Source organism: Halosimplex halobium (assembly GCF_051414055.1).
Taxonomy (GTDB): domain Archaea; phylum Halobacteriota; class Halobacteria; order Halobacteriales; family Haloarculaceae; genus Halosimplex; species Halosimplex halobium.
This window is the reverse complement of record NZ_JBLKNX010000004.1, coordinates 209,439-234,257: the sequence shown is the minus strand read 5'-3', so window position 1 is coordinate 234,257 and position 24,819 is coordinate 209,439. Positions and strand designations below refer to the sequence as shown.

At 69.8% G+C, this 24,819-nt stretch carries 27 protein-coding genes and 2 pseudogenes; 17 read left to right on the top strand and 12 right to left on the bottom strand.

Going from position 1 to position 24,819, the window contains the following annotated elements; all coding sequences use genetic code 11:
* Window positions 1–83: 83 nt before the first annotated feature.
* Genes ACMGFG_RS05945 through ACMGFG_RS05935 form a run of 3 tightly spaced genes read left to right on the top strand, consistent with a single transcriptional unit; the run spans window position 84 to window position 3,627 of the window.
* The gene (locus ACMGFG_RS05945) at window positions 84–587 is read left to right on the top strand and encodes an OB-like fold-containing membrane protein (protein WP_436929429.1); all 504 of its coding nucleotides are present in this window, start codon (window positions 84–86) and stop codon (window positions 585–587) included.
* Window positions 580–1,146 carry a metal-dependent hydrolase gene (locus ACMGFG_RS05940; protein ID WP_436929428.1) on the top strand — a complete coding sequence of 189 codons (567 nt, stop codon included), beginning with the start codon at window positions 580–582 and terminating at the stop codon, window positions 1,144–1,146. The genes ACMGFG_RS05945 and ACMGFG_RS05940 overlap by 8 nt, the downstream gene beginning before the upstream one ends.
* Before the next feature lie 39 nt (window positions 1,147–1,185).
* Window positions 1,186–3,627 (top strand): STT3 domain-containing protein, encoded by a 2,442-nt coding sequence (locus tag ACMGFG_RS05935; protein ID WP_436929427.1) that lies wholly within the window; start codon window positions 1,186–1,188, stop codon window positions 3,625–3,627.
* 34 nt (window positions 3,628–3,661) lie between these two features.
* On the opposite strand, the pseudogene ACMGFG_RS05930 reads toward ACMGFG_RS05935, so the two are convergent.
* From ACMGFG_RS05930 to ACMGFG_RS05915, 4 genes and pseudogenes are all read right to left on the bottom strand, one after another.
* Window positions 3,662–4,162 (bottom strand): annotated as a pseudogene (locus ACMGFG_RS05930) (UDP binding domain-containing protein); the annotation flags it as partial.
* Window positions 4,163–4,165: 3 nt separating this feature from the next.
* Window positions 4,166–6,373, bottom strand: a pseudogene (locus tag ACMGFG_RS05925) (nucleotide sugar dehydrogenase); the annotation flags it as partial.
* A gap of 344 nt (window positions 6,374–6,717) precedes the next feature.
* Window positions 6,718–7,416 (bottom strand): type 1 glutamine amidotransferase domain-containing protein, encoded by a 699-nt coding sequence (locus ACMGFG_RS05920; protein ID WP_436929426.1) that lies wholly within the window; start codon window positions 7,414–7,416, stop codon window positions 6,718–6,720.
* A gap of 100 nt (window positions 7,417–7,516) precedes the next feature.
* On the bottom strand, window positions 7,517–7,711 hold the full coding sequence (locus ACMGFG_RS05915; RefSeq protein ID WP_436929425.1) for a DUF8107 family protein: 195 nt from the start codon (window positions 7,709–7,711) through the stop codon (window positions 7,517–7,519).
* Window positions 7,712–7,870: 159 nt separating this feature from the next.
* On the opposite strand from ACMGFG_RS05915, the gene ACMGFG_RS05910 reads away from it, so the two are divergent.
* On the top strand, window positions 7,871–9,172 hold the full coding sequence (locus ACMGFG_RS05910; protein ID WP_436929424.1) for an outer membrane protein assembly factor BamB family protein: 1,302 nt from the start codon (window positions 7,871–7,873) through the stop codon (window positions 9,170–9,172).
* 32 nt (window positions 9,173–9,204) lie between these two features.
* Here ACMGFG_RS05910 and ACMGFG_RS05905 read toward each other — a convergent pair whose 3' ends face one another.
* Window positions 9,205–9,669 (bottom strand): NUDIX domain-containing protein, encoded by a 465-nt coding sequence (locus ACMGFG_RS05905; protein ID WP_436929423.1) that lies wholly within the window; start codon window positions 9,667–9,669, stop codon window positions 9,205–9,207.
* A 142-nt stretch (window positions 9,670–9,811) separates the two neighbouring features.
* Between ACMGFG_RS05905 and ACMGFG_RS05900 the strand changes: the two genes are divergently transcribed.
* The 5 genes from ACMGFG_RS05900 (at window position 9,812) to upp (ending at window position 13,780) form a co-directional block, all read left to right on the top strand.
* Window positions 9,812–10,360 carry an NUDIX hydrolase gene (locus tag ACMGFG_RS05900; RefSeq protein ID WP_436929422.1) on the top strand — a complete coding sequence of 183 codons (549 nt, stop codon included), beginning with the start codon at window positions 9,812–9,814 and terminating at the stop codon, window positions 10,358–10,360.
* Window positions 10,361–10,403: 43 nt separating this feature from the next.
* On the top strand, window positions 10,404–10,679 hold the full coding sequence (locus tag ACMGFG_RS05895) for a hypothetical protein (RefSeq protein WP_436929421.1): 276 nt from the start codon (window positions 10,404–10,406) through the stop codon (window positions 10,677–10,679).
* Window positions 10,676–11,110, top strand: coding sequence for a type II toxin-antitoxin system VapC family toxin (locus ACMGFG_RS05890; protein ID WP_436929420.1), 435 nt, complete (start codon window positions 10,676–10,678; stop codon window positions 11,108–11,110). The genes ACMGFG_RS05895 and ACMGFG_RS05890 overlap by 4 nt, the downstream gene beginning before the upstream one ends.
* Before the next feature lie 45 nt (window positions 11,111–11,155).
* Window positions 11,156–12,631, top strand: coding sequence for a tRNA guanosine(15) transglycosylase TgtA (tgtA, locus tag ACMGFG_RS05885; protein WP_436929419.1), 1,476 nt, complete (start codon window positions 11,156–11,158; stop codon window positions 12,629–12,631).
* Between the two features lie 468 nt (window positions 12,632–13,099).
* Entirely contained in the window at window positions 13,100–13,780 is a 681-nt protein-coding gene (gene upp / locus ACMGFG_RS05880; RefSeq protein WP_436929418.1) for a uracil phosphoribosyltransferase, read from the top strand.
* 41 nt (window positions 13,781–13,821) lie between these two features.
* Here the strand turns inward: upp and ACMGFG_RS05875 are convergent, their stop codons facing one another.
* The gene (locus ACMGFG_RS05875) at window positions 13,822–14,052 is read right to left on the bottom strand and encodes an Lrp/AsnC family transcriptional regulator (protein ID WP_436929417.1); all 231 of its coding nucleotides are present in this window, start codon (window positions 14,050–14,052) and stop codon (window positions 13,822–13,824) included.
* Between the two features lies 1 nt (window position 14,053).
* Window positions 14,054–14,734, bottom strand: coding sequence for a potassium channel family protein (locus ACMGFG_RS05870; RefSeq protein WP_436929416.1), 681 nt, complete (start codon window positions 14,732–14,734; stop codon window positions 14,054–14,056).
* Between the two features lie 183 nt (window positions 14,735–14,917).
* Here ACMGFG_RS05870 and ACMGFG_RS05865 point away from each other — a divergent pair, with 183 nt between their 5' ends.
* Entirely contained in the window at window positions 14,918–15,148 is a 231-nt protein-coding gene (locus ACMGFG_RS05865) for an Lrp/AsnC family transcriptional regulator (RefSeq protein ID WP_436911139.1), read from the top strand.
* Window positions 15,149–15,265: 117 nt separating this feature from the next.
* On the opposite strand, the gene ACMGFG_RS05860 is transcribed toward ACMGFG_RS05865, so the two are convergent.
* Window positions 15,266–16,318 (bottom strand): thiamine pyrophosphate-dependent enzyme, encoded by a 1,053-nt coding sequence (locus ACMGFG_RS05860; protein WP_436929415.1) that lies wholly within the window; start codon window positions 16,316–16,318, stop codon window positions 15,266–15,268.
* 92 nt (window positions 16,319–16,410) lie between these two features.
* Between ACMGFG_RS05860 and ACMGFG_RS05855 the strand changes: the two genes are divergently transcribed.
* Window positions 16,411–16,764 carry a DUF7991 family protein gene (locus ACMGFG_RS05855; protein WP_436929414.1) on the top strand — a complete coding sequence of 118 codons (354 nt, stop codon included), beginning with the start codon at window positions 16,411–16,413 and terminating at the stop codon, window positions 16,762–16,764.
* Between the two features lie 21 nt (window positions 16,765–16,785).
* On the opposite strand, the gene tmk is transcribed toward ACMGFG_RS05855, so the two are convergent.
* On the bottom strand, window positions 16,786–17,391 hold the full coding sequence (gene tmk / locus ACMGFG_RS05850; RefSeq protein WP_436929413.1) for a dTMP kinase: 606 nt from the start codon (window positions 17,389–17,391) through the stop codon (window positions 16,786–16,788).
* A gap of 121 nt (window positions 17,392–17,512) precedes the next feature.
* Here tmk and ACMGFG_RS05845 point away from each other — a divergent pair, with 121 nt between their 5' ends.
* The 6 genes from ACMGFG_RS05845 to ACMGFG_RS05820 all read left to right on the top strand — a co-directional run bounded on the left by ACMGFG_RS05845 (window position 17,513) and on the right by ACMGFG_RS05820 (window position 21,774).
* Window positions 17,513–17,830, top strand: a complete 318-nt coding sequence (locus ACMGFG_RS05845; protein WP_436929412.1) for a hypothetical protein — start codon at window positions 17,513–17,515, stop codon at window positions 17,828–17,830.
* Between the two features lie 72 nt (window positions 17,831–17,902).
* Window positions 17,903–19,699: an archaeosine synthase subunit alpha gene (gene arcS / locus ACMGFG_RS05840; protein WP_436929411.1), complete on the top strand. Its 1,797-nt coding sequence runs from the start codon at window positions 17,903–17,905 to the stop codon at window positions 19,697–19,699.
* A 359-nt stretch (window positions 19,700–20,058) separates the two neighbouring features.
* A complete protein-coding gene (locus ACMGFG_RS05835) occupies window positions 20,059–20,187 on the top strand; it encodes a hypothetical protein (RefSeq protein WP_436929410.1) in 129 nt (42 codons plus the stop codon).
* A 108-nt stretch (window positions 20,188–20,295) separates the two neighbouring features.
* Window positions 20,296–20,727 carry a dCTP deaminase/dUTPase family protein gene (locus ACMGFG_RS05830; RefSeq protein ID WP_436929409.1) on the top strand — a complete coding sequence of 144 codons (432 nt, stop codon included), beginning with the start codon at window positions 20,296–20,298 and terminating at the stop codon, window positions 20,725–20,727.
* 59 nt (window positions 20,728–20,786) lie between these two features.
* Window positions 20,787–21,296 (top strand): GNAT family N-acetyltransferase, encoded by a 510-nt coding sequence (locus tag ACMGFG_RS05825; RefSeq protein WP_436929408.1) that lies wholly within the window; start codon window positions 20,787–20,789, stop codon window positions 21,294–21,296.
* A 91-nt stretch (window positions 21,297–21,387) separates the two neighbouring features.
* Window positions 21,388–21,774: a 30S ribosomal protein S6e gene (locus ACMGFG_RS05820; RefSeq protein WP_436929407.1), complete on the top strand. Its 387-nt coding sequence runs from the start codon at window positions 21,388–21,390 to the stop codon at window positions 21,772–21,774.
* Between the two features lie 194 nt (window positions 21,775–21,968).
* On the opposite strand, the gene ACMGFG_RS05815 is transcribed toward ACMGFG_RS05820, so the two are convergent.
* The 3 genes from ACMGFG_RS05815 to ACMGFG_RS05805 all read right to left on the bottom strand — a co-directional run bounded on the left by ACMGFG_RS05815 (window position 21,969) and on the right by ACMGFG_RS05805 (window position 24,150).
* Window positions 21,969–23,141: an inorganic phosphate transporter gene (locus ACMGFG_RS05815; RefSeq protein ID WP_436929406.1), complete on the bottom strand. Its 1,173-nt coding sequence runs from the start codon at window positions 23,139–23,141 to the stop codon at window positions 21,969–21,971.
* Window positions 23,142–23,230: 89 nt separating this feature from the next.
* Window positions 23,231–23,932 carry a DUF5828 family protein gene (locus ACMGFG_RS05810; RefSeq protein ID WP_436929405.1) on the bottom strand — a complete coding sequence of 234 codons (702 nt, stop codon included), beginning with the start codon at window positions 23,930–23,932 and terminating at the stop codon, window positions 23,231–23,233.
* Entirely contained in the window at window positions 23,932–24,150 is a 219-nt protein-coding gene (locus ACMGFG_RS05805; RefSeq protein ID WP_436929404.1) for a DUF8007 family protein, read from the bottom strand. The genes ACMGFG_RS05810 and ACMGFG_RS05805 overlap by 1 nt, the downstream gene beginning before the upstream one ends.
* Between the last annotated feature and the right edge of the window lie 669 nt (window positions 24,151–24,819).

Here is a 24,819-nt window from a genome sequence, read left to right as displayed (position 1 = left end):
AGTGGGCCCGGCGTGTCGACGGGCCGCCCGGCGTCGGCGAACGGCGCGAAAACGTTTTCTCGTCGGCCTCGCGAGACGGGAGCGTGCATCCGCTGGTCCGGCTCGTCGGCGTGGTCGCGCTCCTCGGCGTCCTCGGGGGGGTGTGCGTCCACTACGACGCCGTCGCGCCGACCCAGAGCCCGTACCCGGAGCCCGAGGAACTCGCCACCGGCTACGACGCCCACGTCGGCGAGCGGACGCTGCTGTTCGGGACGGTCCGGCGGGTCGACGCCGGCGCCGACCGGGCGACGGTCCGCGTCGACTCGGCGGAGGGACCCTTCGAGATGACCGTGACCGGCTTCGCCGAGCGCGTCCGGCCCGGCGGGGTCGTCCAGGTGTACGGCACTCTCCAGGCGGATCGGGCCATCGACGCCTCGGCCGTGGCGGTCGTCAACCCGGCCGGCGCCTCGAAGGGGTACAAGTACGCCGTCTCGGCGGTCGGCGCGTTGCTCGCGCTCGCGGCCTTTTTCCGCCGCTGGCGAGTCGACCGGGAGTCGCTGACGTTCGAGGTGCGAGCGGACGAGCGCGAGGTGAGCCGGGATGGCTGACCTGCTGACCCACGTCCTCGCGGTCTACGTCGTCCTGACCGTCGCGGGCTGGCGGACCGACCGGATCGCGCCCCCGTGGGTCGCCGTGGGGATGTGCGGCGCCGCGGTCCCCGACCTCGTGAAGGTCGACCTCCTGCTGGACTCGGCGACCGTCGAGACCGTACTCGGCGTCCCGTTCTCCTGGAGCGCAGTGAGCACGCTGGGCGGCGTAGGGCTGGTGGCGGGCGCCGTCGCGCTGGCGTTCGGACCCCGCCACCGGCGACGGGCGTTCGGATTCCTCGTCGCCGGTGGGTCGCTGTCGCTGGTGCTGGACGGCCTCCGGGTATTCGCGGACGGCCGCGCGGGTCCGTGGCTCTACCCGGTCACCTGGTGGCGGCCGCCGACGCCGAGTCTCTACGTCACCTCGGACCCGCGGGTGCTCGCCGCGGCGTTACTCGTCGCCGGTGCCGTGTTCGCGGTCGACCGGCGCCGCGGCGACGCCGCGAGCGAGGCCGAGAGCGGGACCGACACCGGCGACCGGAGCGATCGAGGCGGGGGCGGCGCCGACCGCGTGCGCTAACCGGAACGTCTTTTCCCCGTGGACACAGTTCCTTCCAAGATGGCGGACAGGGACGACCTCGCGGCGCGAGCCGCCGAGGACCCGGAGTTCGAGGCGGCGCTGGCCGCGCTCCTCGACGCCGACAAGGCGACGGATTCGTGGACGTTCGACGACGTACCGGTCGACACCGGGACGTTCGGCCGCCTCGTCGAGCAGGGGGTCGTCGAGGACGCCGACGGCGGGTATCGACTCGCCGACCCCGAGACGGTTCGTGCCGCGCTCGAAGCGGACGTGGCGGCCGCAGACGAAACCGAGTCGAGCGACGGGGGAGGGGCCGCGGCGGTCGTCGCGAGCCTCTCTCTGCCCGACCTCCCGTCGGCTCGCGACATCGACGAGCGCGACATCTCCACGGTTGCGTCGGCCCGCGGAACCGCCGTCGGCGTCGTTCTGTCGGTCGCCGCCCTGTTCGTGTGGACCCGGGCGTACATTTACCGGGACGTGTTCCGCGGGGGCGACGTGGTGCTGACGGCGAACGACCCGTACTTCTATCGCTACCAGGTGGACCGACTGCTGAGCGGAGCGGGTGGGCCGCTCGACCCCGGAGCGCTCGTGGACCTGCCGACGGGGGAGCCGCTGTTCCTGGCCGTGATCTGGCTGGTCGCCGGCCTCGCCGGCGGGGGACAGGTCGCGACCGGCGCGGTCCTGGCGTGGTATCCCGTCGTCGCGGCGGTCGCGACGGCCGCGATCCTGTACCTGCTCGGCGCCCGCGTGATGGACGACCGGCGCGTGGGGCTGGTAGCGGCCCTCGTCCTGGCGCTGGTCCCGACGTTCGCCTTCCGGACCTCGCTGGGGTTCGCGGACCACCACGCCTTCGACTACGTCTGGGCGACGGTGACCCTGACGGTGCTCGCGCGGGTCGTCACCGTCGACGCCGACGAGGCGTTCGAGTCGACGGGTCTGGGCGGCGCAGGCCTGCTCGGCGTCGCTGTCGCCGGGCAGACCCTCGCCTGGGAGGGGAGTCCGCTCCTGCTCGTGCCCGTCGCGGGGTATCTCGCGGCCGCGGTCCCGCTGGACGTGGTCGAGGAACGGTCGCCGCTGCGTGCGAACGGACCGGTCCTCGCGGGTATCGGGGTCGCTGCAGCGCTGACGCTGGGCGCGCACGCCGCGCTCGGCTGGCAGTCGGTCGCCGTCGCGGTGGTACCCGGTGTACTGCTGGCCGGTGGCCTCGCGCTCGTCGGCGTTGGCGAGTTCGTCCACCGCGGGTCGCTGTCCGTGCGGGCGCTCGTCGGCGCGGAACTCGCGGGTCCGGTCGTCGGACTCGTGACCCTCTGGGTCGTCCTGCCGGAGACTGTCGGGCGGTTACTGGGCGGGGTCGGCTTCCTGCTCCTGCGGTCGAACGTCGCCGAGAAGGATCCGGTGTTCACGCCCGGCAACACCTTCGGGCTGGAGTTTTTCGGCGTCGTCGTTCTGCTGGGGCTGCCGGTGATGGTGTGGGCGCTGCGCCGCGCGGCCCTGGGCGACCGCCAGTGGCTCGCCCTGAGCGGCTACGCGTGGTGGCTCCTGTTCCTGAGCGCGCTACAGATACGGTTCGCGGCGCACTTCGCGCCGATACTGGCCGTGTTCGCGGCCGTCGCGTTCGTCTGGCTGCTCGCCCGGCGCGACCTCGCCGCGCTCCCGGCGCCCGTCCGCCGCCCGGTCGGGACGGAGTGGCGGACCGCGACGGGCGCCGACGGAGGGGCACCGGACGGGTTCGACCGCGCCGCGCTGACACCCCGGTCCGTCGCGGTCCCGGCGCTGGTCGTCCTCGCCGTCGTCGGCGGCGGGGTCGTCTACCTGCCCGCCGACGTGGAGAACGGCGTCGTCGAGGAGGAGACCTACCGGGCGGCGTCCTGGATGGGCGGCTACGCCGACGAGCAGGGACTGGACTATCCCGACAGCTACGTCTTCAGCCGGTGGAGTGTCAATCGCGTCTACAACTACTTCACCAGCGGCGTCGCGGAGAACTACTCGCGGGCCCAGGGTAACTACACGTCGTTCATCTACGACGACTCGGCGGCCAGCGCCCGCTGGTACGAACGGCTCTACGAGGACACGGGCTTCGTCGTCGTCGAACCGCTGCCGCGCCGCGACGGGACGATCCAGAAACACCTCTACGTCACCTACGGGAGCCGGTGGGCCGAACAGGGGTACGACGCCGTCTCACACTACCGCGCCGTCTACGCCTCCACGAGTACGACGACGAAGGTGTTCACGCTCGTTCCCGGTGCGACCGTCACCGGAACCGCGCCGGTCAATGCGACCGTAGAAGCTCGGATGACCGTCGAGATCCCCAACACGTCGTTCCTGTACCGCCAGCAGGCGACGGTCCGCTCCGACGGGACCTACCGGCTGGTCGTCCCCTACCCGGGGACCTACGACCTCACGGCCGGCAACGAGTCCCGGTCCGTCCGGGTGCCCGACTCGGCCGTCGTCGACGGGTCGCGAGTGTCGGTCGAGAACTAGCGGCGGAACAGCGTCGGCGGGCGGGGCCGCCCGCTCACCACGTCAGGCCGACGTACTCGATGCCGTCGCGGCGCTCGATGATGTGGCGGCCGTCGAGGACCAGCGGTTCGGCCATCGCCTCGAACTCCGAATCGAGCGCGGCGAACTCGTCCCAGTCGGTGACCGCGACTGCGGCGCGGGCACCGTCCAGCGCCTCGGTCGCGCTGTCGGCGTACTCGACCTCGATGTCGGGGTAGTGCTCGTCGAAGCTCTCGGTCGCCACCGGGTCGTATGCGACCACGTCGGCGCCCCGCTCCTGGAGGCCCTCGATGACCGGCACCGCCCGGGTCTTGCGAACGTCGTCGGTGCCGGGTTTGAACGAGAGACCGAGGACGGCGACCCGCTCGCCGGCCACGTCCGCCCGCTCGTCCAGCAGCGAGAGTAGCCGCTCGGGCTGGAGGTCGTTCACCTCGACCGCGGCTTCGAGGACGGGCGGCTCGTAGCCCGCCTCCCGCGCGGCCGCGATGATGGCGTTGGTGTCTTTTGGGAAGCAGTTGTGGACCACTAACCCATCGGTCGTCACGAACGTGTGGTTATCCTCGACTTCCAGTGAATAGACTTCGTCTGAAGACGCTTCGACCGAGATCTCTTTGACCTTAACCGTCGTGTGTGTGCCACCATCGGCGTGCCCGGTCGGTTTGATATCCCTATCGTACGCGTCGAGTCGCTCCTGAATATTCGCCTGCTCCTCCGGTAGAAACATCTCCTGCAGGAGCGCGATCTGCCGTTTGGAACTCACCCGGAGGAAGTGTGCGGGCTGCGTGGATTTCCGCGACTGTGACGTCTTGTAGCTGGGGACGATTCCCAGACTGTGCAGGAGGAACTGCATCCCCTGGATTAGTTCCTCGCTCACCGACCCGTAGTCGTAGACCACCGCGTTGGAGTGGTTCGTGTACTCGATGTATCCGTCGCCGCGGAACAGCCCCGACAGGAGCGCCTTCCTGTGCTCGGGCGGTTCTTGAAATGCGAGGTCGGGCACGCTCGCCGAGTACGAACCGGTGCCACACCCCAGCCATTCGAGGAGGTACGCGAACACGCGGCTGGAAACCTCGATCTGGGTCGCCGTTTCCTGTGTCTCGGTTCGGTATCTGATCCCGAGCCGTTCGTAGTAGGATTCGACCTCCGAGACGTACTCCGGTTCGTCGCTCGGGTGGAAGCTCAGGAACACGCGTTTTCGAACGTTTGAGCCCCGTGCGGAGTTGTCTTCGTTGACGTGCCCCTCGCTGAGATAGTAGCCGATATACCGCCAGAATTCCTCATCCGCCTCGATTATCGCGGGTACGTACGTCTGCCCGCCGCCACACGTAGTGTACAGGGAGAGATCGCGGCGGTCGAACGGTAACTCGTCCTCGTATTCGAGGAACACGTCCAGCGGGAGGTAGTTGCTCCGAACGAGGTCGTGAAGTTTCGAGTAGCTGAACTGCCTGTTGTACTCCGCAAGTACCTCGCGGAACTCCTCGTCGATCGTCTCCAGTTCGAACGACGGTTTCAGGTAGACGCTCGAATTGTCGAATCGATCCGACGAGGCGACGAGTTCGAGCAGGTCGATCATCCCGACCGGATCTTCCGGGAGACTCGTCTGTACCGGAATCTTGTCCCCGGGTGAAAGTGTCTCGGCCTCGCGGACGACCGGGCCCCCCCGCTCGATTGTCACCATCGGGTGGTCCCTCGTGACGGTGACTTCCTTGTTCATCTTCGTCCGAACCGTGTAGAGGTCGTCGTCGTACGGACGCCGCGTCGCGGCCTGGACGGACTTGAATTCGAACGTACCGTGCTCGTCACAGCTGAGAACGGACACGTCGGCCACGCCGCCGTCGTCGACGTACCGATCGAAAAACTCCGCGAGCGTCAGGAGTTTTGTCCCCTCCTCGTCTTTCGCCATCACTCGTTGGTCGCCGGTGAGACACGAACCGCCCCACCCGAGACCGGACCGCAGGAATTTCCCGCCGATCCGGTCGTCTAAGGCGATCGCGTCGGCCACCTCGTAGGCGTCGACGTCGAACTCCTTGCAGATATTCCCGATGTCGTTGATCAGCGAGACCTTCGACGCGAGGAAGCCGTTGTTGGCGTACTTGATCATCTCGGCCTCGCGGATGCCGGTCTCGACGACGGCGGCGTCGCTCTCCGCGACCAGCGGCGCGAACACGTCGCCGAGCGTGTCGTAAGCGGCGGCCTCGCGGGCGCCGAAGACGATCTTCTGGGGGTCGAGGAAGTCCGCGACGGCGGTGCCCATCCGGAGGAACTCGGGGTTCATCGCGACGTGGAAGCCCTCGCCGGCGGTCTTCCCGGATGTCTCCTCGATGGCGGGCGCGATGACTTCCTCTGTCGAGCCGGGGACGACGGTGCTCTTGACGACGACGAGGTGGTCGCCCGCTTTCTCGGCCAGCGCCTCGCCCAGCGAGGCGGCGCCGGCCTCCATGTAGGCCAGGTCGATGGCGCCGTCGTCCTCGGAGGGGGTCGGCAGGGCGAGGAAGGTCACGTCCGTCTCGCGGACCGCGTCGTAGTCGGTGGTCGCCCGCAGGTTTTCGCCCGCGTGCTCGGCCACGAGGTCGTCGAGGCCGGGCTCGTGGATCGGCGACTCCCCGTCGTTGATGGCGGCGACGATGTCCTCGTCGATGTCGACGTTCGTCACCTCGTGCCCCAGGTCGGCGAGACAGGCGGCGACGGTCGTCCCGACGTAGCCGCTGCCCACGATGCTGACGTGCATTGACCGATCGATTGTCTACCACCGGTCTTCAGGATTCGGATCGAACGAGCGAGCACGAACCGGTCGCGTTGCTCGTTGGGTAGCGGTTTCGAGTTGCGTATCTACGCGAGATGGAAAGCGGCCGCACTCGACGGTGAGTGCTGAACGCCATCGGCGCGCCCGCGGCCGCTGTCGCCGAAGATCTTCGATTTTTCGGGATCGGGCGAGAGCACAGCTCCCGCAGACCTCGCGCGATTCCGTCGCGGCACGGAGGCCGCCAACGTCAGAGCAAGCTCTGACGGCCCATCGGAATCGCAAGCGATTCCGAGACGACAGCGCGCGCCGGGCGGCCGTTCAGTTCAGTCTCAATCGCTGGCTTCGGCTGCGACGCCGAGTTCGTCGAGCAGGGTGCGCGCGGCGGCCGCCGAGGATCCGGGGCCGCGGGCGGTCACGAGGTCGCCGTCGACGGTGACGGACTCGTCTGCGTCGAGTTCGGCGTCCCAGTTCCCGCCGGCCGTTTTCACCTCGTCCTCGACCCAGTAGGGGAGCTTCCGGCCGTCGGGCATCCGGTCGTCGTCGTCGACGATGCCTTCCTCCCACTCGTTGGGGAACCCGGTCACGTCGCGGCCGTCGACGAGGAACTCCCCGTCGTCGGTGCGGGTGAACGCGAGGATGCCGACGGCGTGACACACCACGAGCGCCGTGCCGTCGTCGCCGGCGACGGCGTCGCGGAGGAGCCGTCGCGCGTCGCTGTCCTGGTTCACGTCCCACTCGGTACCGTGGCCGCCCGGGAAGACGACGGCGTCGTGCCCGTCGGCCTCGGCGCGGGCGACCGGCTCGGGGTCGTTCAGCTCCGCGTGGTTCTCGTGGACCTCGCGGACGCGCTCGGCGGTCTCCTCGCCGACCTCGTCGGGGTCGACCGAGCGCTCGTCGACGACGGGCGGGTCGCCCGACGGCGTGGCGACCGTCACGTCGACGCCCGCCGACTCCAGTGTCGTGAGCGGCTCGATACACTCCTCTCCCCAGTAGCCCTCCTCGCTGACGACGAACAGTGCGGCTGTCATAGCACGCGTGCTACGGGCGCGAGACTGGTAACGGATCCGGCGGCCGAACGGCTTGCCGACTTCGTGGATCGCCGATCGCCGTCGACCCGCTCCGGGGCGCTCACTCCCGGAGGACCGCGAAATACGTCGCGACCGCGAGAAAGAGTGTCGCGAGGGCGACGTTCCGCCAGGTGTACTCGCCGATCCCGACCAGGTCCAGCGCGTAGACGACGCCGACGCTGAACACGAGCGAGAGGAGGAGGTCGAGGACGAGCAACACGCGGATGTCGCCCGAGGGGGGCTCGTCGGTCGCCATGTCCGCGTGCGCGGCCGCCGAACCCTTAGCTGTGGGGGTAGGGGCGGGCGAAAACCGGAGAAGGAGCGTGCAGTCGAAGCGCAACCGGACGGGGGCGGCCCGCCGTCGACCCGCTCCCGGCCCGTAACAGTGAAACGACCCGGCGACGACTACCGGGCCATGGACGAACCCCACTCGCGGCGCGCGTTTCTGGGGGCGGCCGGCGCGGCCGCCGGCAGCGTCGCGACCGCCCTCGCGGGCTGCGTGGCGGCGCCCGGGGGGACGGAGGTCGTCAGGCGGATCGAGACCGACGGAGAACCGCTCAGCGAGGCCGCCGAGGCGCAGTTCCGCGGCGGCCTCCAGCGCCGCGGCGTCTACCCCGACGCGACGGTCCCCACGGACCCGGAAGTCGACTGGACGGTCCGGGCGGTCAACACCGGCGACCACACGGCGGCGAAGGCCAGCCCCGTCGAAGTGCCGGGCGGCGACATCGTCGTCCCCGGCGACAACGGCGAGATCCGGCGGGTGACACCCGACGGCGAGGAGGTCTGGCGGTCGTCGGTCGAGCCGACCTCGCGGGGGATCCACGGGACGCCCGCGGTCGCCAACGGCGCCGTCTACATCGGGGCCTACGACGGCGCGCTGTACGCGTTCGACCTGGAGTCCGGCGAGCGCTACTGGCGGTCGAAACTCGGCGACGCCATCGGGTCCAGCCCGGGGTACCACGACGGCACCGTCTACATCGGCGTCGAGTATTACGAGCCCAGCGGCGCGATGTTCGCCGTCGACGCCGTCACCGGCGACGTGACCTGGGAGGACCAGCGGGTCACCGACCACCCCCACTCGACGGCCGCGGTCGACCGCCGTGCCGGCCGCCTCGTCATCGGTTCGAACGACGGCTACCTCTACGCCTGGAGCTACCCCGACCTGGAGTACCTGTGGAAGTTTCCGACGGGGCGGCCGATCAAGGGACCGGTCGCCACCGCCGGCGGGAGCGCGGTCTTCGGGTCGTGGGACGGCTCCGTCTACCGGGTGGCGCTGGCCGACGGGACCGAGGAGTGGTCGTTCGACACCGACGGGCTGGTGATGTCCGGGCCCGCCATCGAGGCCGGGACGGGGACCGTCTACGTCGGCAGCCACGACTCGCACCTCTACGCGCTGCAGTTCGACGACGGGAGCCAGCGCTGGTCGTTCGACACCGGCGGCCGGATCGTCGGCTGTCCGACGGTCACCAGCGAGCACGTCCTCGCCGGCGCCTACGACGACTACTGCTACGCCGTCGAGAAGGACACCGGCGACGAGGCCTGGCGCGTCGAGGGCGTCGGCAACGTCACGTGCGCGCCGCTGGTCACCGACGACGCCGTCTACTTCACCGAACGGGCTTCGAAGTCGTACCTCGACGCAAAGAAGGCCGACGACCGGGAGCCCGACCCCGGGGCGTCGGGCGGGCTCTACCGGGTCGTCTCGGCCGGCGGGAGCTGACCCGGACGCCGCTCCGGTCGTCGCGCCCCCTGCTACCCTCTCAGTCCCATGTCGACCAGATACTCCCGGACGTACTCGTGGAGTCCGTCCTCGTCGCCGGTCACGAACCGGTAGTCGTCGTGCTGGTCGTCGAGTTCGATCGCGGCGTCGGGGTCGACCCGCGAGACGCGGAAGACGACGTTGACCGTGTGCCGCGAGTCGACGCCCTCGACCCGGGAGCTGTCCCAGAAGTGACCGTAGACGCCCACTCGCCCCTCGACAGCCACCTCGACGCCGAGTTCCTCGCGGGCGACGCGGCGGGCCGCGTCTTCGAGCTGTTCGCCCTTGTAGAGGCGACCGCCCGGCCAGAACCACTCGCCTCTCGCCGGTTCGTTCGTCCGGTGGGCGAGGAGGACGCCGTCCTCGCCCTCCAGCACGACCTCGACACAGACCTGCGGCACGCGGTTCAACACGGTGGCGAACTCCTCGGCGGGGATGAACTCGTCGCGTACGTCCATGGGCCCACGTCGACCGGCCCGGCCTTCGGCGTTTCGAGGCGCGGGCGTCGGAGCCGGTCACCCGTCGGCCGTCCGCGCTCCGCCGGCGCCACACGCCGCGGTCAGCCGACACCGCTAACTCGCTCGCGCCGTCCCCTCCACCATGACCGACGAACTCGCCTGGGAGACGCTCGACAGCCGCACCTCCTACTCCTGCGAGGGGTTCGACATCGTCACCGATACCGTCCGGTTCCCGTCGGGCGCGGAGGCGGAGTTCGACTACCTCGCGGAGGGCGAGAGCGTCGTCGTCCTCCCCTTCACTCCCGACGGCGACGTGGTCGTCATCGAGGAATGGCGCCAGGCGGTCGGCCGCGTGAACCGCGCGCTCCCTGCCGGCAGTATGGAGTCTGAGGACACGGACCCCGAATCCTGCGTCGCCCGCGAACTCGAAGAGGAGACGGGCTACCTGCCGGGCGAGGTCGAACACCTCACCACCGTCGAGCCGGCCAACGGCTTTGCCGACGCCGTCTTCCACTACTTCGTCGCCCGCGACTGCGAGCCGACCGGCGAGCGGGATCTGGACTACAACGAGGACATCCGCGTCGAGGCCACGACCTTCGACGCGCTCGTGGAAGCCGCGCGCGAGGACGAGCTCCGGGACGGCCGGTCGATGCTCGGAGTGCTGTACTTCGCGCTGTTCGAGGAGGAGTAATCCGGTAGAAAAGTTAACCAGGTTTCAGACGATACTGCTAGATATGGCGACAGCGGTCAAGATGGACGAGGAGTCGAAGTCGATCCTGGAGGAGCTACAGGCCGAGATCAAACTGCGAACGGGGAAGAAAGTCACACAGCAGGAGATAATGGCGAACCTGCTGGAGGACGCCTACGAGTCGAAATCGGAGTTCGTCGACTCGTTCCGCGAGACGAAGGTCCCGCTCTCGGAGGCGGAGATCGAGCGGATGAACGAGGGGACGTTCGACTCCGGTACTGAAACTCGCGAAGAAGACATCGACGACATCCTCTACGGATGAGTATCGTCGTCGACACCGGTGTTCTGTACGCGGACCACGACGAGGGCGCACCTCGGCACGACATCGCCGATGCCGCGATGAATGCGATCTACCGCGACAGACACGGGCAACCGTTCGTAAGCGATTATATCTACGACGAGGCGGTGACGCTGACGTTGAAGCGTAGCGGTCGGTTCAACGCGGCACGGTCGATCGGTCAACGGATCCGCGGGGACGGGCAATTCGCCGATGTGTTCTCGTTCGAATACGTGGACGCAGGGCTTTTCCAACGATCTGTCGATGTCTTCGAGCGATACGACGACCAGGAGCTCAGCTTTACAGACGCTACGACGGTCGCCGTAGTCGAGGAGCGGGGCCTCGATTACGTACTGAGCTTCGACGACGACTTCGACGGCATCGTCGACCGGATCGATCCCGCGGACCTCGGATAGCGACCGAACACAACCCTTAGGCCCGCCGGCCGGATATCGCGGGCAATGACCGACGTCTTCGAAGTCGACCGCTACGACGCCGCCGGGCGGCTGGGCGAACTGGAGGTCCCCCGCGCCGGCGTCACGGTCGAGACGCCCGCGCTGCTGCCCGTGATCAATCCCCACCTCCAGACGGTCACGCCCGCACAGCTCGAATCGGAGTTCGGCGCGGAGATCCTCATCACCAACTCCTACGTCCTCTACGGCAGCGAGGACCTCCGCGAGCCCGTCGAACAGCAGGGCCTCCACGACCTGCTCGACTTCTCCGGTGCGATCGTGACGGATTCGGGATCGTTCCAGCTGGCCGAGTACGGCGACATCGACGTGACGACCGAGGAGATCCTCGACTTCCAGCGCCGGATCGGCTCGGACATCGGCACGCCGGTCGACATCCCGACGCCGCCCGACGCCTCGCGCGAGCAGGCGGAGGACGAACTCGCGACCACCCAGGAGCGACTCGCCACGGCGGCCGACGTGGAGACGGGCGAGATGCTCGTCAACGCGCCCGTCCAGGGATCGACCTACCCCGACCTCCGCGAGGAGGCAGGTGCCCACGCCGCCGAGTCGGGGCTGGACGTGTTCCCGGTCGGCGCGGTCGTGCCGATGATGAACGAGTACCGCTACGCCGACCTGGCGGACGTGGTCGCCGCCGCGAAACGGGGCCTCCCCGAGAGCGCGCCCGTCCACCTGTTCGGCGCCGGCCACCCCATGATGTTCGCGCTCGCCGTCGCGCTGGGCTGCGATCTCTTCGACTCGGCGGCCTACGCTATCTACGCCCGCGACGACCGCTACATGACCGTCCGCACGACCGAACACCTCGAAGACCTCGAATACTTCCCCTGTTCCTGCCCGGTCTGTACGAGTTACACGCCGGCCGAACTCCGGGAGATGGACGACGACCAGCGCGAGCGGCTGCTCGCCGAGCACAACCTCCACGTCTCCTACGGCGAGCTCCGGACTATCAAGCAGGCCATCCGGCGGGGCGATCTCATGGAACTCGTCGAGGCCCGTGCCCGCAGCCACCCGGCGATGCTCGACGGTTACCGCGCCCTGCTGGACCACGCCGGGCAACTCGAACGCACCGACCCCGTCTCGAAGGACACCTTCTTCCACCTCTCCGGCGAGAGCGCCCGCCGACCCGAGGTCGTCCGCCACCACCGGCGGCTCGATAGGCTCGAACCGCGCGGCGACTCCGTCCTGCTCACCGAGGGCAACGACGCCGACGGCTTCGACGAGTGCTGGAACGTGCTCCCACCGTTCGGCCCGTTCCCGCGGGAACTCGCCGACGGCTACCCCCTGACCGCCGAGACGCCCGAGCGGCTCGACGCCCCTGCCTACGAGGCCGCCGCCGCGGGGGTCCGACGGCTCGTCGACGCCCACCCCGACACCGCGTTCACGCTCGGCCACGACGGCTGGCCCGCGAGCGCGCTCGCGGACGTTCCCGACCACGTCGAACTGTGGAACCTGGGGAACGACGGGTAGATACCCGGCTCTCCGCCGTGGCGCGCGCTGGAGCGCGCTCCGACGGCGGATTCGCGACTCGGGTGTCGCGAATCGGCTGGGGAGGCTCGTGGCTGTCTGCGGTGCTTTGCGGTGCGGTCTGCGGTGCCGTGCTGTGCGGTCCCTGGGGGACTGAAAGGGCGAGGCGCGCTCGCGCTTGTGTAGTCGTCTGAGCGACCCCTATCCGCGCGGGCGGTGCGGAGAGCGCGGATATGTCGCTCAGCGACCGCGAGCGCGCCGAGGGCTTTCACCGCCTGCGGTCTCCTGCGATGCTGACTCCAGCTAGCGAGCGCGCCGAGGGTTTTCACCGCCTGCTGTCGATTCATCGCCTGCTGTCGACTGCAGCCACCGATACTGCCAGCGAGCCTGTCGAGGGAATCCGCCCACGGCCGAGGGACCACCGACACCTGTAGCCGTGGATATTTGGTGTGGCCGGACACACTCGCGGGTATGGCGATCGAAGACCGCGGCGACGCGAAACTCATCGACCACGCGCTCGCCACGGACGTGCTGACGCGGCTGCGCGACGTGGAGACCGAACAGGTGGCGTTCCGGAAGGGGCTGGTCAAGCTCGGCCGGGTCTGCGGCTACGAGATCATCGACGGGGCGATGGAGACCGAGTACGTCCCGGTCCAGACTCCCCTCACGGAGACGATGGGTCAGCGCGTCAAGGGGCTGGACGACGTGGTGATCGTCAACGTCCTCCGCGCGGCGACGCCGTTCGTCGAGGGGCTGCTGAAGGCGTTCCCGCGCGCCCGCCAGGGCGTCATCTCCGCCAGCCGCGACGAGACGGCGGGGATGGACGAGGAGGGACAGTTCCCCATCTCCGTCGACTACGTCAAGCTCCCGGACATCGAACCCGAGGACACCGTCATCGTCGCCGACCCGATGCTGGCGACCGGGTCGACGATGTGCGCGGTCCTGGAGCGGGTGCTGGCGGGCCAGCCCGAGCCCGAGAACCTGTTCGTCCTCTCGGCGGTGAGCGCGCCCGAGGGGCTCCTGCAGGTGGGCGAGGCCGTCCCCGAGGCCGAACTGCTCACCGTCGCGATCGACGACGAACTCGACGAGGACGGCTACATCGTGCCCGGGCTGGGCGACGCGGGCGACCGGGCGTTCCGGACGACGGAGTGAAAACGGGCGAGCGGCGATACCCTAAGTCGGTCGCGAGAGCCCTAATCCATCGCGACGTAGGTCTGGGTGTCCTCGATGCCTTCCAGATTCTGGATGTGGGTGGCGGCGACGGCCTTCACGTCGGCGGTCTCGTCGACGCTGACGGTGGCGATGAAGTCCACGTCGCCGGCGACGATGTAGGCGTCCTCGACCCCCTCCACGCCGAGGATCTCGGATTTGAGGCGTTCGGCGTCGCCCGAGTGGGCCTTGACCATGACGTAGGCGCGGACCATCTCAGGCACCCCCCGTCGCGGCGACGGCCTCGCCGACGACCAGCTGGCGCACGTCGTCCAGCTTCCCGAAGTCCGCGAGGATGGCGAGCGTGTCGCCGACCTCCATCGACACGTCCTCGTCGGGGATCGTCAGCGGGTCGCCCTGCTTGCCGAACGCGAGCAGCTCGGTGTCGGCGGGGAGTTCCAGTTCGCTCAGGGTGTAGCCCCGCATGGGCGACTCGGGCGTGACGGTGAGTTCGACCAGCTGGAGATTTTGAGCGATGTCGGCGACGGCGCGGATGTTGCCCCCCAGCAGGGCGTTCTTGGCGACGATGGCGCCCAGCCGCTCGGGGTAGATGACCTCGTCGACGTCGGAGGCGTACTTGCGGTAGATGTCCTCGCGGTACTCCTCGTCGATGCGGAGGACGGTCCGACAGCCGTGGTGTTTCGCGACCATGCAGGCGACGAAGTTCGTCGAGAGGTCGCCCGTCAGCGCGCCGACGGCGTCGGCGTCGTCCAGATCCGCCGAGAGCAGCACCTGCTCGTCGCTGGCGTCGCCCTCGATGACCTCGTAGCCCTCCGCCGTCGCGCGGTCGACCTTCGCCGGGTCGCGCTCGATGAGGACCACCTCGTGTCCGCTGTCTTCGAGTGCGCGTGCCGTTCGCAGCCCGACACGACCGGCACCCACGATAACGAATCGCATGGTAACGCGTACGACCAGGGGCGGAATAAAGCTACCTCCGATCGCCCCCCGTTCGGCGGCCGCGACCCCCCGGTCGAACCCCCGACGCCGATCATGAGTGTCAATCCCACGCTACCCGATTAATCCGGTCCTCGGCGGGACGGGGGAAGGTTTTTGGAGCGGCCGAGCGAAGTTCTGTCTACGATGGTGCGGGCCTTTATTATGGTGAAGACGGCGGCCGGGAAGTCCGAACAGTTGCTCGACTCGATCCGGGGGATCGACGGGGTCGAGGAGGCGCACATCGTCGCCGGCCAGTACGACATCATCGTCGAGGCGGTCGGCGAGGAGGTGTACGACCTCATGCACGGCGTCGCGACGAAACTCCGCGACCTCGACGGCGTCGCCGACACGAAGACCTACATCTGTCTGGACTGACCGCTCTCCTCGCGACCGGATCCTCACGCCGCCCCGGCTCCGCAGCCGCGGTCGGACCGACCCGGCGGCGCCACCGCCGCTCGGCCCACTGTGCCGGCTCACTCCCGCGACGGCGGCTCACTCCCGCCGTTCGTCCCGCTCGACGACGGACCGCCGCTGGTCGCGAAGCCGCGGCGGGGGCGCCGCATAGGCGTGGTCGAACACGTCGTCCGGGTCGGGTTCGCTCCCCTCGGCGGCGGCGACGGCCTCGTCCAGCTCCTCGCGGGCCGCTTCGCGCGCGGCCGCGACGAACCCCTCGTCGACGACGCCTTCCTCCCGCAGGTAGTCGGTGTACCGCTCCAGCGGGTCCGCAGTCCGCCACTCGGGCAGGTCCCCGGTCGCCGCGTCGCGGTAGCGGTCGGGGTCGTCGGCGGTCGTGTGCGGCCCCCGGCGGTAGGTCAGGCTCTCGACGAGCACGGGGTCGCCCGACAGGGCCGATTCGCGGGCCTCGGCGACGACCTCGTAGACCGCGAGCGGGTCCATCCCGTCGACTCGCACGCCCTCGATACCGTAGGCGTCGGCCTTCCCGGCGATGGTCTCGCTGGCCGTCTGGCGGTCGGTCGGCAGGCTGATCGCCCAGCCGTTGTTCTCGCAGAGGAAGACGACCGGCGCCGAGAACACGCCCGCGAAGTTCAGCGCCTCGTGGAAGTCCCCCTCCGAGGTGGCGCCGTCGCCGAGACAGGCGCACGCGACGCGGTCGGCCCCCCGGTGGGCCGCGGCCATCCCCGCCCCGACGGCGTGGGGGAGCTGGGTCGCGATCGGCGTCGCCTGCGTGAACGTGACCGGCTCCCTGCCAGCGATGGCGTCGTCCTCGTCGACGGGTTCGTACTCGGAGAACCCGCGGCGAAAGCGGAGGATGTCGGCGGGCGAGCGGCCGCGGGCGAGCTGCATGGCGTTCGAGCGATACGTCGGGAAGAGCCAGTCGTCGGCGGCGAGCGCGCGGGCCGCGCCGACCTGGGAGGCCTCCTGGCCCTCGAAGGGCGGGTAGCCGCTCATCCAGCCGCGGCGCTGGAGCGCGACCGCCCGCTCGTCGAAGACCCGGGCGAAGACCATCTCCCGGAGCAGCGTACGCGCCAGGTCGGGTTCGACGCTCGACTCGCCCAGCGACCGCTCGCCGACGACGCGGTGCATACCGTCCCGTGGGGCGGGGCCGAAAAATGGATTGCGCCGACTCGCGAGCGCGCAGTCGACACCTCAAAGAGCGCGCGGCCCCTACGGCCGGTATGGTCAGTGCCGTCGACGCCCTCGAACTGGTCTTCCTCCTCGTCGCCCACAGCGCGGTCGCCGCGCTGATGACGCGCTTCTTCCGGGTGCGGCTGTCGACCCGCTGGGGCGGGTTCCTCTACGCCGCCCTGCTCGTCCCGTTCGCGCTCGTCATGTCGACGCTGTTTTTCAGCGGCGTCCTCCCGCTGGGGCCGGACCTTGGCTCGGCCGGGGCGGTCGTGACGGTGATCGTCCTCCTGCCGACGGTCGCGGGCATCACCTTCGACTACTTCTGGATGCCCTCCCCCGACGAGGTCGACCTCCCCGACCGCTGGGACCGGGGCGACCGGCCAAACCGCTACGAGAATCGCTGAAAGTCCGCTGAAACGCCCCTCTCACCCGTCGAGCAACTCGACCACCGCCGACTCCATGTCGGCCAACACCGCCTCCTGCGGGCGGGTGGCGTCGACGCGGACGAACCGCCCGGGGTCGTCGTCGATCAGCCGCTCGTAGTTCTCGCGGACGGCCTCGAGGAACGCGACCTGTTCCATCTTGTTGGTCGCCCCCGCCCGGCGGGCGCCCGTCTCGGGGTCGACGTCGAGATAGATCGTCGCGTCGGGTCGGCGGGTGAACGGCCGGTGCACGTCGCGGACGTAGGCGAGCGGGTCGTCGACGTCGAGGTGGGGGTGGTCGGCGAGCGTCGCGCCCTGGTAGGCGTACCGGGAGTCGGAGTAGCGGTCGGAGACGACGAGCCGGTCGTCCGCGAGGGCGGGGCGGATCGTCCGGTCGAGGTGGTCGGCGTGGTCGGCGGTGTAGAGGAACAGCTCGGCCAGCGAGTCGGCGTCCTCGTCGCCGATCGAGCGGGCGACCGCCTCGCCGTACCACGACTCGGTGGGCTCGCGGGTGAACACCGCGTCGGCTGGGACGGCGCCGCTGTCGGCGAGGTGGGCGGCCGCCGAAGACTTCCCGCTGCCGTCGAGCCCCTCCAGCGTCACGAGCATACCTGCGTGTCTCGACGGCCCCACCTAAACGACTCGGTGACGGGACGACCGCCGGCACGTCTCCCTGGCGGCGCGGACGGCGGCGGACAAGACATACGGCCGTCGCGCCCCAAGCGCGCGCATGAAGCTCCGGAACCAGGAAGGGGAGGCGGTCGACCCCGTGCCCTTCCTGGTGGTGGCGGGCATCGCGTTCGCGGTCGTCTACTCGTTCGGCCCGCTGTACTTCCGGGCGCTGGGGCTCCCGATCCGGTACGGGGTAGTCGTCTCGACGGGGCTGTTCGCCGCGTCGACCGCGGGGCTGTACTACCGGATGGTCTGGACGCTCGACCCCGCCTACCGCGAGGTCGTCCCGGTCGGCGACCGCTTCGAGCGGCTGCTGCTGGCGACGCTCGCCTGTATCGGCGCGATCGTGTTGCTCGCGCTCCCGCTCGTGGTGTGAGCGACCGGTAGCGGGTCCCCGGTCCCGCCCCGAGACGACAGTCTCATCCCACCACACACCGACGGGAGAACCATGACCGACCACTTCGAGGTCCACGAGCGCGACGGGGCGGCCCGTCTCGCCGAGGTGCGCCTCGACTCGCCGGTGACGACGCCCGCCGTAGTCACCGACGCCGACCGCGACGACGACGCCCCCGAGGTGGGGGCCGCCCACCCAGTCCTCGCCGACGAGGGCAGCGGGTGGGCGACCGAGCCCGACGCCCCCGAGGGCGACGACGCGCGGCTCACCGTCCTGCCTGCCCGCGGGTTCCCCGCCGGCACACCCGACGAAGTGCAGGACGCGTTCGGGCCCGAGGTCACCGACGTGGACTTCCCGAGCGCCGCCGTGATCTCGGCCGACACCGCCGAGGACCTGGGGACCGACGCCTACGTCCTCTCGGGGGCGCCGGGGATCGCCGGCCACGCCGAGCAGTTCGTCGACGCGATGGTCCGGGTCCGCGAGGCGATCCCCTACGACGCCGCGCTGTACCTGCCGGGGGTCGCCACGCCCGCCAACGTCGCGACGCTGGTCTACGCGGGCGTCGACCTCGTCGACGCCGACCGCGCCGTCGTCCGCGGCACCCAGGGTCGCTATCTCACCGTCGACGGCCACCAGTTCCTCGAAGACCTCGACGAACTCCCCTGCGCCTGCCCCGTCTGCCAGCAGCCCCGCGAGGAGTTCGACCGCGCCGACTGCGCCCGCCACAACGTCAACGCCCTGGCCGCCGCCCTGAAGACCGTCCGCCGGCGGATCCGCGACGGCCGCCTGCGCGACTACATCGAGGGCCAGGCCCGCCACGAACAGTGGCTCACCGCCGTCTTCCGCCGCCTCGACGGGCAGTACGGCTATCTGGAGGAGCGAACCCCCATTCTGCGGCAGGCCGAGATCACCGCCGCCACGGAGGACACCATCCGCCGGGTGGAGATCCAGCGGTTCGCCGAGCGAGTCACCTCGCGCTATCGCAACCGCTTCGGCAACCCGCTCGTGCTCGTACCCTGCTCGGCGCGCAAACCGTACAGCGACTCCCAGAGCCACGGCCAGTACCACGACGCCGTCCAGTGGCGCGCCCACAAGGTGTCGATGACCTCGCCCATCGGCGTCGTCCCGCAGGAACTGGAGCTCACCTACCCCGCCCAGCACTACGACTCCGTCGTCACCGGCCGCTGGAGCGAAAACGAGGTCGAGTTCGTCGCGAACGTGCTGGAGCGGTACCTGGAGAACACCGACTATCCGCGGGTCATCGCCCACGTGCCCGAGGACTACCGGCCCATCTGCGAGCGCGTCGAGGCGTCGCTGGGGACCGAGTTCACCTACACCGTCGAGGACCACCCGACCACGACCGACTCCCTGGGCAACCTCGCCAGCGAGCTCGAAGGCGAACTGAAGTACGGCAAGCGCGAGCGCCAGCACAATACCATCAGAGCGATCGCCGACTACCAGTTCGGTCCCGGCGCGGGCGACGACCTCTTCGACGACCTCCGGATCCGGGGGAGCCACCCCGGCCTCCAGGCCCACGACGGCGACGGCGAGCAACTGGCCGTGGTCGTCCGCCCCTACGGGACGCTGGCGTTCACGCTCGCGGGCGCCCGCCGGTGGGTCGAGAGCGACGCGCCCACCAAGCGCGTCCAGATCGACGACTTCGTCCCCCACGGGAGCGTCCTCGCGCCGGGCATCGTCGACGCCGACGAGTCGATCCGCGTCGGCGACGAAGTCGTCTTCGAGGGCCCCAGCGCCTTCGCCGTCGGCCGCGCGGAGATGTCCGGCCCCGAGATGGCCCGCTCGACCCGCGGGATCGCCGCCCACGTCCGCCACGTCGAGGAACTGGACTGAGTGAGGTCGTCGGACCGCCCCGCTCGGTGGACACGGTCAGTACAGCCAGGAGCTGTTGCGGTGAGCGGTTGCGGTGCGGTCGGCGCGCGCTGGAGCGCGTTTCATCGCGCGACGGTAGCCGCGCGAGGTCTTCGGGAGCCTGCGACCGAAGGCTCGTCGGAGCGTGCTCCGACGGCGGATTCGCGACTCGCGTGTCGCGAATCGGCTGGGGAGGCTCGTGGCTGTCTGCGGTGCTGTGCGGGGTGGTTGCGGTGCCGTGCTGTGCGGTCCCTGGCGGACTGAAAGGGCGAGGCGCGCTCGCGTCCACTTTAGTCGTCTGAGCGACCCCTATCCGCGCGGGCGGTGCGGAGAGCGCGGATATGTCGCTCAGCGACCGCGAGCGGGCCGAGGGCTTTCAGCACTCGCTGTCGAGTGCGGTCGATCCAACTCCGAGCGAGCGTGCCGAGGGCGTTCAGCGCCTGCTGTCGACTGCGGTCGCTCCCGAATAACTCCCTTCCACACCGGAACAATCAGGAACCACTACTCAACGAACAACTCAAACGGAACACTTCCCGACCGACCCCACGCTTTTGCCCGGCGCGGTCGGAGACACGGATATGACGGACCTGACGGCGTTCGTCGACGGGATCGTCCACGAGCCGACCCAGACCGAGGGGCGGGGGCTCGATCTCACGGTCACGGAGGTCTACGAGGTCGCCGAGCCCGGCCGGGTGGACTTCGGGGGCGGCGAACTCGAAGCCGCGGACCTCGAACCGCACGACCGCCAGTTCCGGAACGAGGGCGACGACTACCAGTGGTGGCACCTCGACGCGGGCCAGTATCTGGTCGCGTACAACGAGTCGCTGTCGGTCCCCGACGACTCGGTCGCGCGGGTGCAGACGCGCGACGCCGTGGCCGCCCGCGGCGCCTTCCACCCGACGCTGGAGCTGTCGGAACTCGGGCGCGTGCCGCTGTCGGTCGGCGGCGCGGGCATCCGCCTGAAGGAGAACGCCCGCGTCTCGACGGTCGTGAGCGTCGAACGGGCGTGAGGCCGCCCCGGACCACCGCGATTCATTGTCGGTGCCGGCCCAGCCACGCACGAACGCCCATGGCGACGGTCAGATCCGCCCGCCGCGACGAACTGGACGAACTGCTCGAACTCTACCGGCATCTCGACCCCGACGACCCCGAACTCGCGCCCGACGAGGTGTCGGGCCTCTGGGCGGAAATGGTCGCCGACGAGACGCTCGATGTCGTGGTCGTCGAACACGAGGGTCGGCTCGTCGCCACCTGCCTGCTGTCGGTGACGAGGAACCTGACGCGGGGTGCGCGACCGTTCGCGCTGGTCGAGAACGTCGTCACCCACGAAGCCTACCGTGGCGAGGGCTTCGGCAGCCAGTGCGTCGAGGCGGCCGTCGACCGGGCGCGCGAGCGCGGCTGTTACAAGGTAATGCTGCTGACCGGCTCCGACCGGGCCTGGAAACACGAGTTCTACGAGTCGTGCGGGTTCGACCGCGAGGCCAAGACCGGGTTCACCCTGGACCTGCGGGAAGGGGACGACGCGGACGACGGCGAGGCGACGGACGGCGGGGATAGGACGGGACAGGAGTCGCGGTGACGCGGACCCGTGCGAACGGTTGGCTCGGCGGGTACGGCGACGGACGGGGCGTTCCGACGGGCTTTTGAACGCGCGCCGAGTTCGACCGGGTATGGCAGATTTCACGGTCGCCGTCTCCGACCCGGAGGACGGCCACACCTACCAGGTCGAGATCGACGGACAGGACGCGAACCGATTCATCGGCCGCGAGATCGGTGAGGAGGTCGACGGCGGCGCCGTCGGCCTCTCCGGGTTCACCCTGGAGATCACCGGCGGCTCCGACGAGACCGGTCGGCCGATGCGCAGCGACGTGCGCGGCACCGAACTCAAGCAGATCATGCTCGAGGGCGGCACGGGCTACGACCCGGACCGCGACGGCGAGCGCCGCCGCGTCACCGTCCGCGGCCGCGAGGTCGGCGAGGCGACCCGCCAGATCAACGCCCGGATCACCGACCGCGGCGGCGAGGACCCCGCCGACCTGCTCGGCGACGAGGAGTAATACTATTGCAAAACAGTCCGGGATCGACCGCACGCGTGCGGTCGACCCGGGAAACGCTTGCAATAATCCGTATAAGCCCCCGGCCTCCGGTCGAGGCGTCGCGGCGACTTTTCGGCTCTGCGCGTGGTGCGTGGTGACTCACCCCACGAGCGGCGGCGCTTCCCTCTGCGTTCCGCGTCGGCGTCCACACCCCGTCACAGCACGGCGTCGACGGCGGCGAACGCGCCGTAGCTGACGCCGAGCGCCAGCACCAGCGAGCCGACCCAGGCGGCGACGGTCTTGAGCATCTTCTCCTTGCTGACCGCGCTGTTGCCGGCGGCGTAGCCGCTGCCGACGATGGCCGAGACGATGATCTCGTTGAACGAGACGGGGATGCCGAAGAAGACGGCGGTCTGGGCGATCGCGAAGGAGGGAATGAGCGCGGCGATCGACCGGCGGGGGCCGAGCGAGGAGTAGTCCTGCGAGAGGGCCTTGATCATCCGCGGCGCGCCGGTCCACGAGCCGACCAGGAGGCCGATCCCCCCACCGAGGAGGACGGCGACGATGGGGAGCCCGAACGGGTCGAGCAGCGGGACCAGCGGCCCGATCGCGAGGCCGACCTGGCTGCCGCCGGCCGAGAACGCGACGAGGCCGCCGAGGACGAGCAGGAAGTGCCGCTGGCCGCGCTCGCCGTTCGAGCGGATGTCGACCCAGAGCGCGAGCGCGGCGACGGCCGCGAACGCCAGGGAGACGCCCGCCCGCACGGCGAGCAGCGGCGCGTCGACGGCGCCCCCGACCGCGGTGACGACCGAGTCCTGCTCGCCGGCGGGGCCGAGGAAGACGAACTGGACGTTGGCGAGGATGGCGCCGACGACGCCCGCGAGCGCGGGCACGGCGACCCGTTCGGGTATGCCCTCGTTGCGCAGCAGGCGGGCGGTCCCGTAGGCGATCCCCCCGCCGAGGAACGGCGTCGCGACCCACAGCGCGGCGATCTGCCGGTACTTCGCCCACGCCGGGTCGCCGCCCAGCGCGAGGCCGACGCCGACGACGGCGCCGGTGACCGTGAACGCGGTGGCGATGGGATAGCCGGCGAAGACGCCGACGGCGACGAGGATCGCCGCCGTGGTGAGCGCGACCACGGCGGCCACGGGCGAGAGCGTGACCCCCCGGATGAGCTCCTGGCCGACCGCCTCGGTGACATTGGCACCCTGGAAGACCGCGCCGGCGAGCCCGAGGATCCCGACGATAAAGCCGGCCCGCATCACCGAGATCGCGTTGGCGCCGACCGCGGGCGCGAAGGGGGTCGACCCCGAGGAACCCGCGCCGATCGCCCACGCCATGAACAGACTCGCCGCCGCCGCGACCAGCAGTATCCCCAGCGATGCCATCTGGCCACGGCTACCGGCCGTTGCCTTAATAGCTTGCCGGCTGCGGCGGGTTCGGGCGGTGACGTGTCGGTCCGGAGAAAGTCGGCCGCTCAGGTCGTCTCGGCGTCGGCCTCGGCGTCGGGATCGGGCGCCTCGACGCCCTCCGCGGCCTCGGCGGCGTCGGTCGCCTTCTCGGTGTCGACGTGCCAGCGGTCGACCGTCGACTCGTAGTCGGCCAGCTTGTTCGACACCTTGATCTTCAGGTCGTCGTCGTTGACGTTGATCTCGAAGACGTACTCCGGGCGGTCGTCGCCCGACACCCGCTGGAGGTTCGCGCTGATGAGTTCGTTGTCGAAGTAGTAGGGCGCGATCTGGGTCATCACGTTGCGGTAGACGGCGTCCTCGACCTTCCGGACGGCCTTGCGGCCGGCGGAGTCGGCCGCCCGCGCCACGTAGTCCAGCGACTCGCCCCACTTGTCGACGGCCGCGTCGGTGTCCTCGTCCTCGAGGTTCTCGTAGGACTCCGTGAGCTTCTCGCCGGCGGTCTGGAGGTCCTCGTCGGGGTCCTTGCCGGCCTTCTCGCCCTCGCCCTCCTGGACGCTGGCCTGGTCGGCGGTCTTGGCGTTGACGTCCTCGTCGAGCCGTTCGTGGCTCTTGGGTCGCCACTCGTCGAACTCGTCGAGGGCGGCCAGCGACACGCCGTCCTCGCCGTCCTCCCGCAGGTCCTTCAGCGCGCGGACGATGCGTTCGCCGTGTTCGACCGCGTCGACCCACCCGCCGCGGGTCTTGAAGCCGGAGACGCTCTCCTCCATTATCGCCCGTAGGTGAGTCGCGTCGCGACCTCGTCGATCGTCCGCTTGGCGCGTCCCAGCAGGATCTGCGGTTTCGCGACGCGTCGCATCTCGTCCTCGGGGATCTCGATGCGGGCGTCGCCGAAGAGGTCGCGGTCGCCCCCGTCGCCCTCGTTCGCCGCGTCGACGACGCTCGTCATGCTGCAGCGACCGCACGCTTCGGTGTCTTTCGGAGCCATCGATTCGGTCGACTCTTCGCACTCGCCGCGGTTAAAGGTTGCCAGCCATCTTTTTGCTACCCGGGTTTCCTCGGTCGCTTCGCTCCCTCGCGTCCGGTGAACCGGCGCTTCGCGCCGGATACTCACTACAGCCAGGGGCTGTTGCGGTGAGGGGTTACGGTGCGGTCGGCGCGTGCTGTCGTCTCGGAATCGCTTGCGATTCCGATGGGCCGTCAGAGCGTGCTCTGACGGTGGATTCGCGACTCGCGTGTCGCGATCGGCTGGGGAGGTTCGTGGCCCTCCCGGTGCTGTGCGGTTGCGGTGTCGTGCGGTTGTGGTCCCCGGTGTCGGCGCGAACGTGTGAGCGCGGGCTCGGGAGAGCGTGCTCTCCCAGTGGACTGAACGGGCGAGGCGCGCTCGCGCCGAGAGTCGCCTGAGCGGGCAACGTATCCGCGCGGTGCGAGGCGCTGTGCGCCTCGAAGCTGACGGCTCTGTTGTGAGCGGGCGGTACCGAGAGCGCGGATATCCCGCTCGGTTCGAGAGAGCTTCGCTCCCCCGTCACTGAGCGAATCGGAGATTCGCGAGGGCTGCGAGAGCTGTGCTCTCGCCCGATCCCGAAAATCTTCGATTTTCGGAGACAGCGACTGCGAGCGCGCCGCGGGCGTGCCACCGCTCGCCGTCGAGTACGAT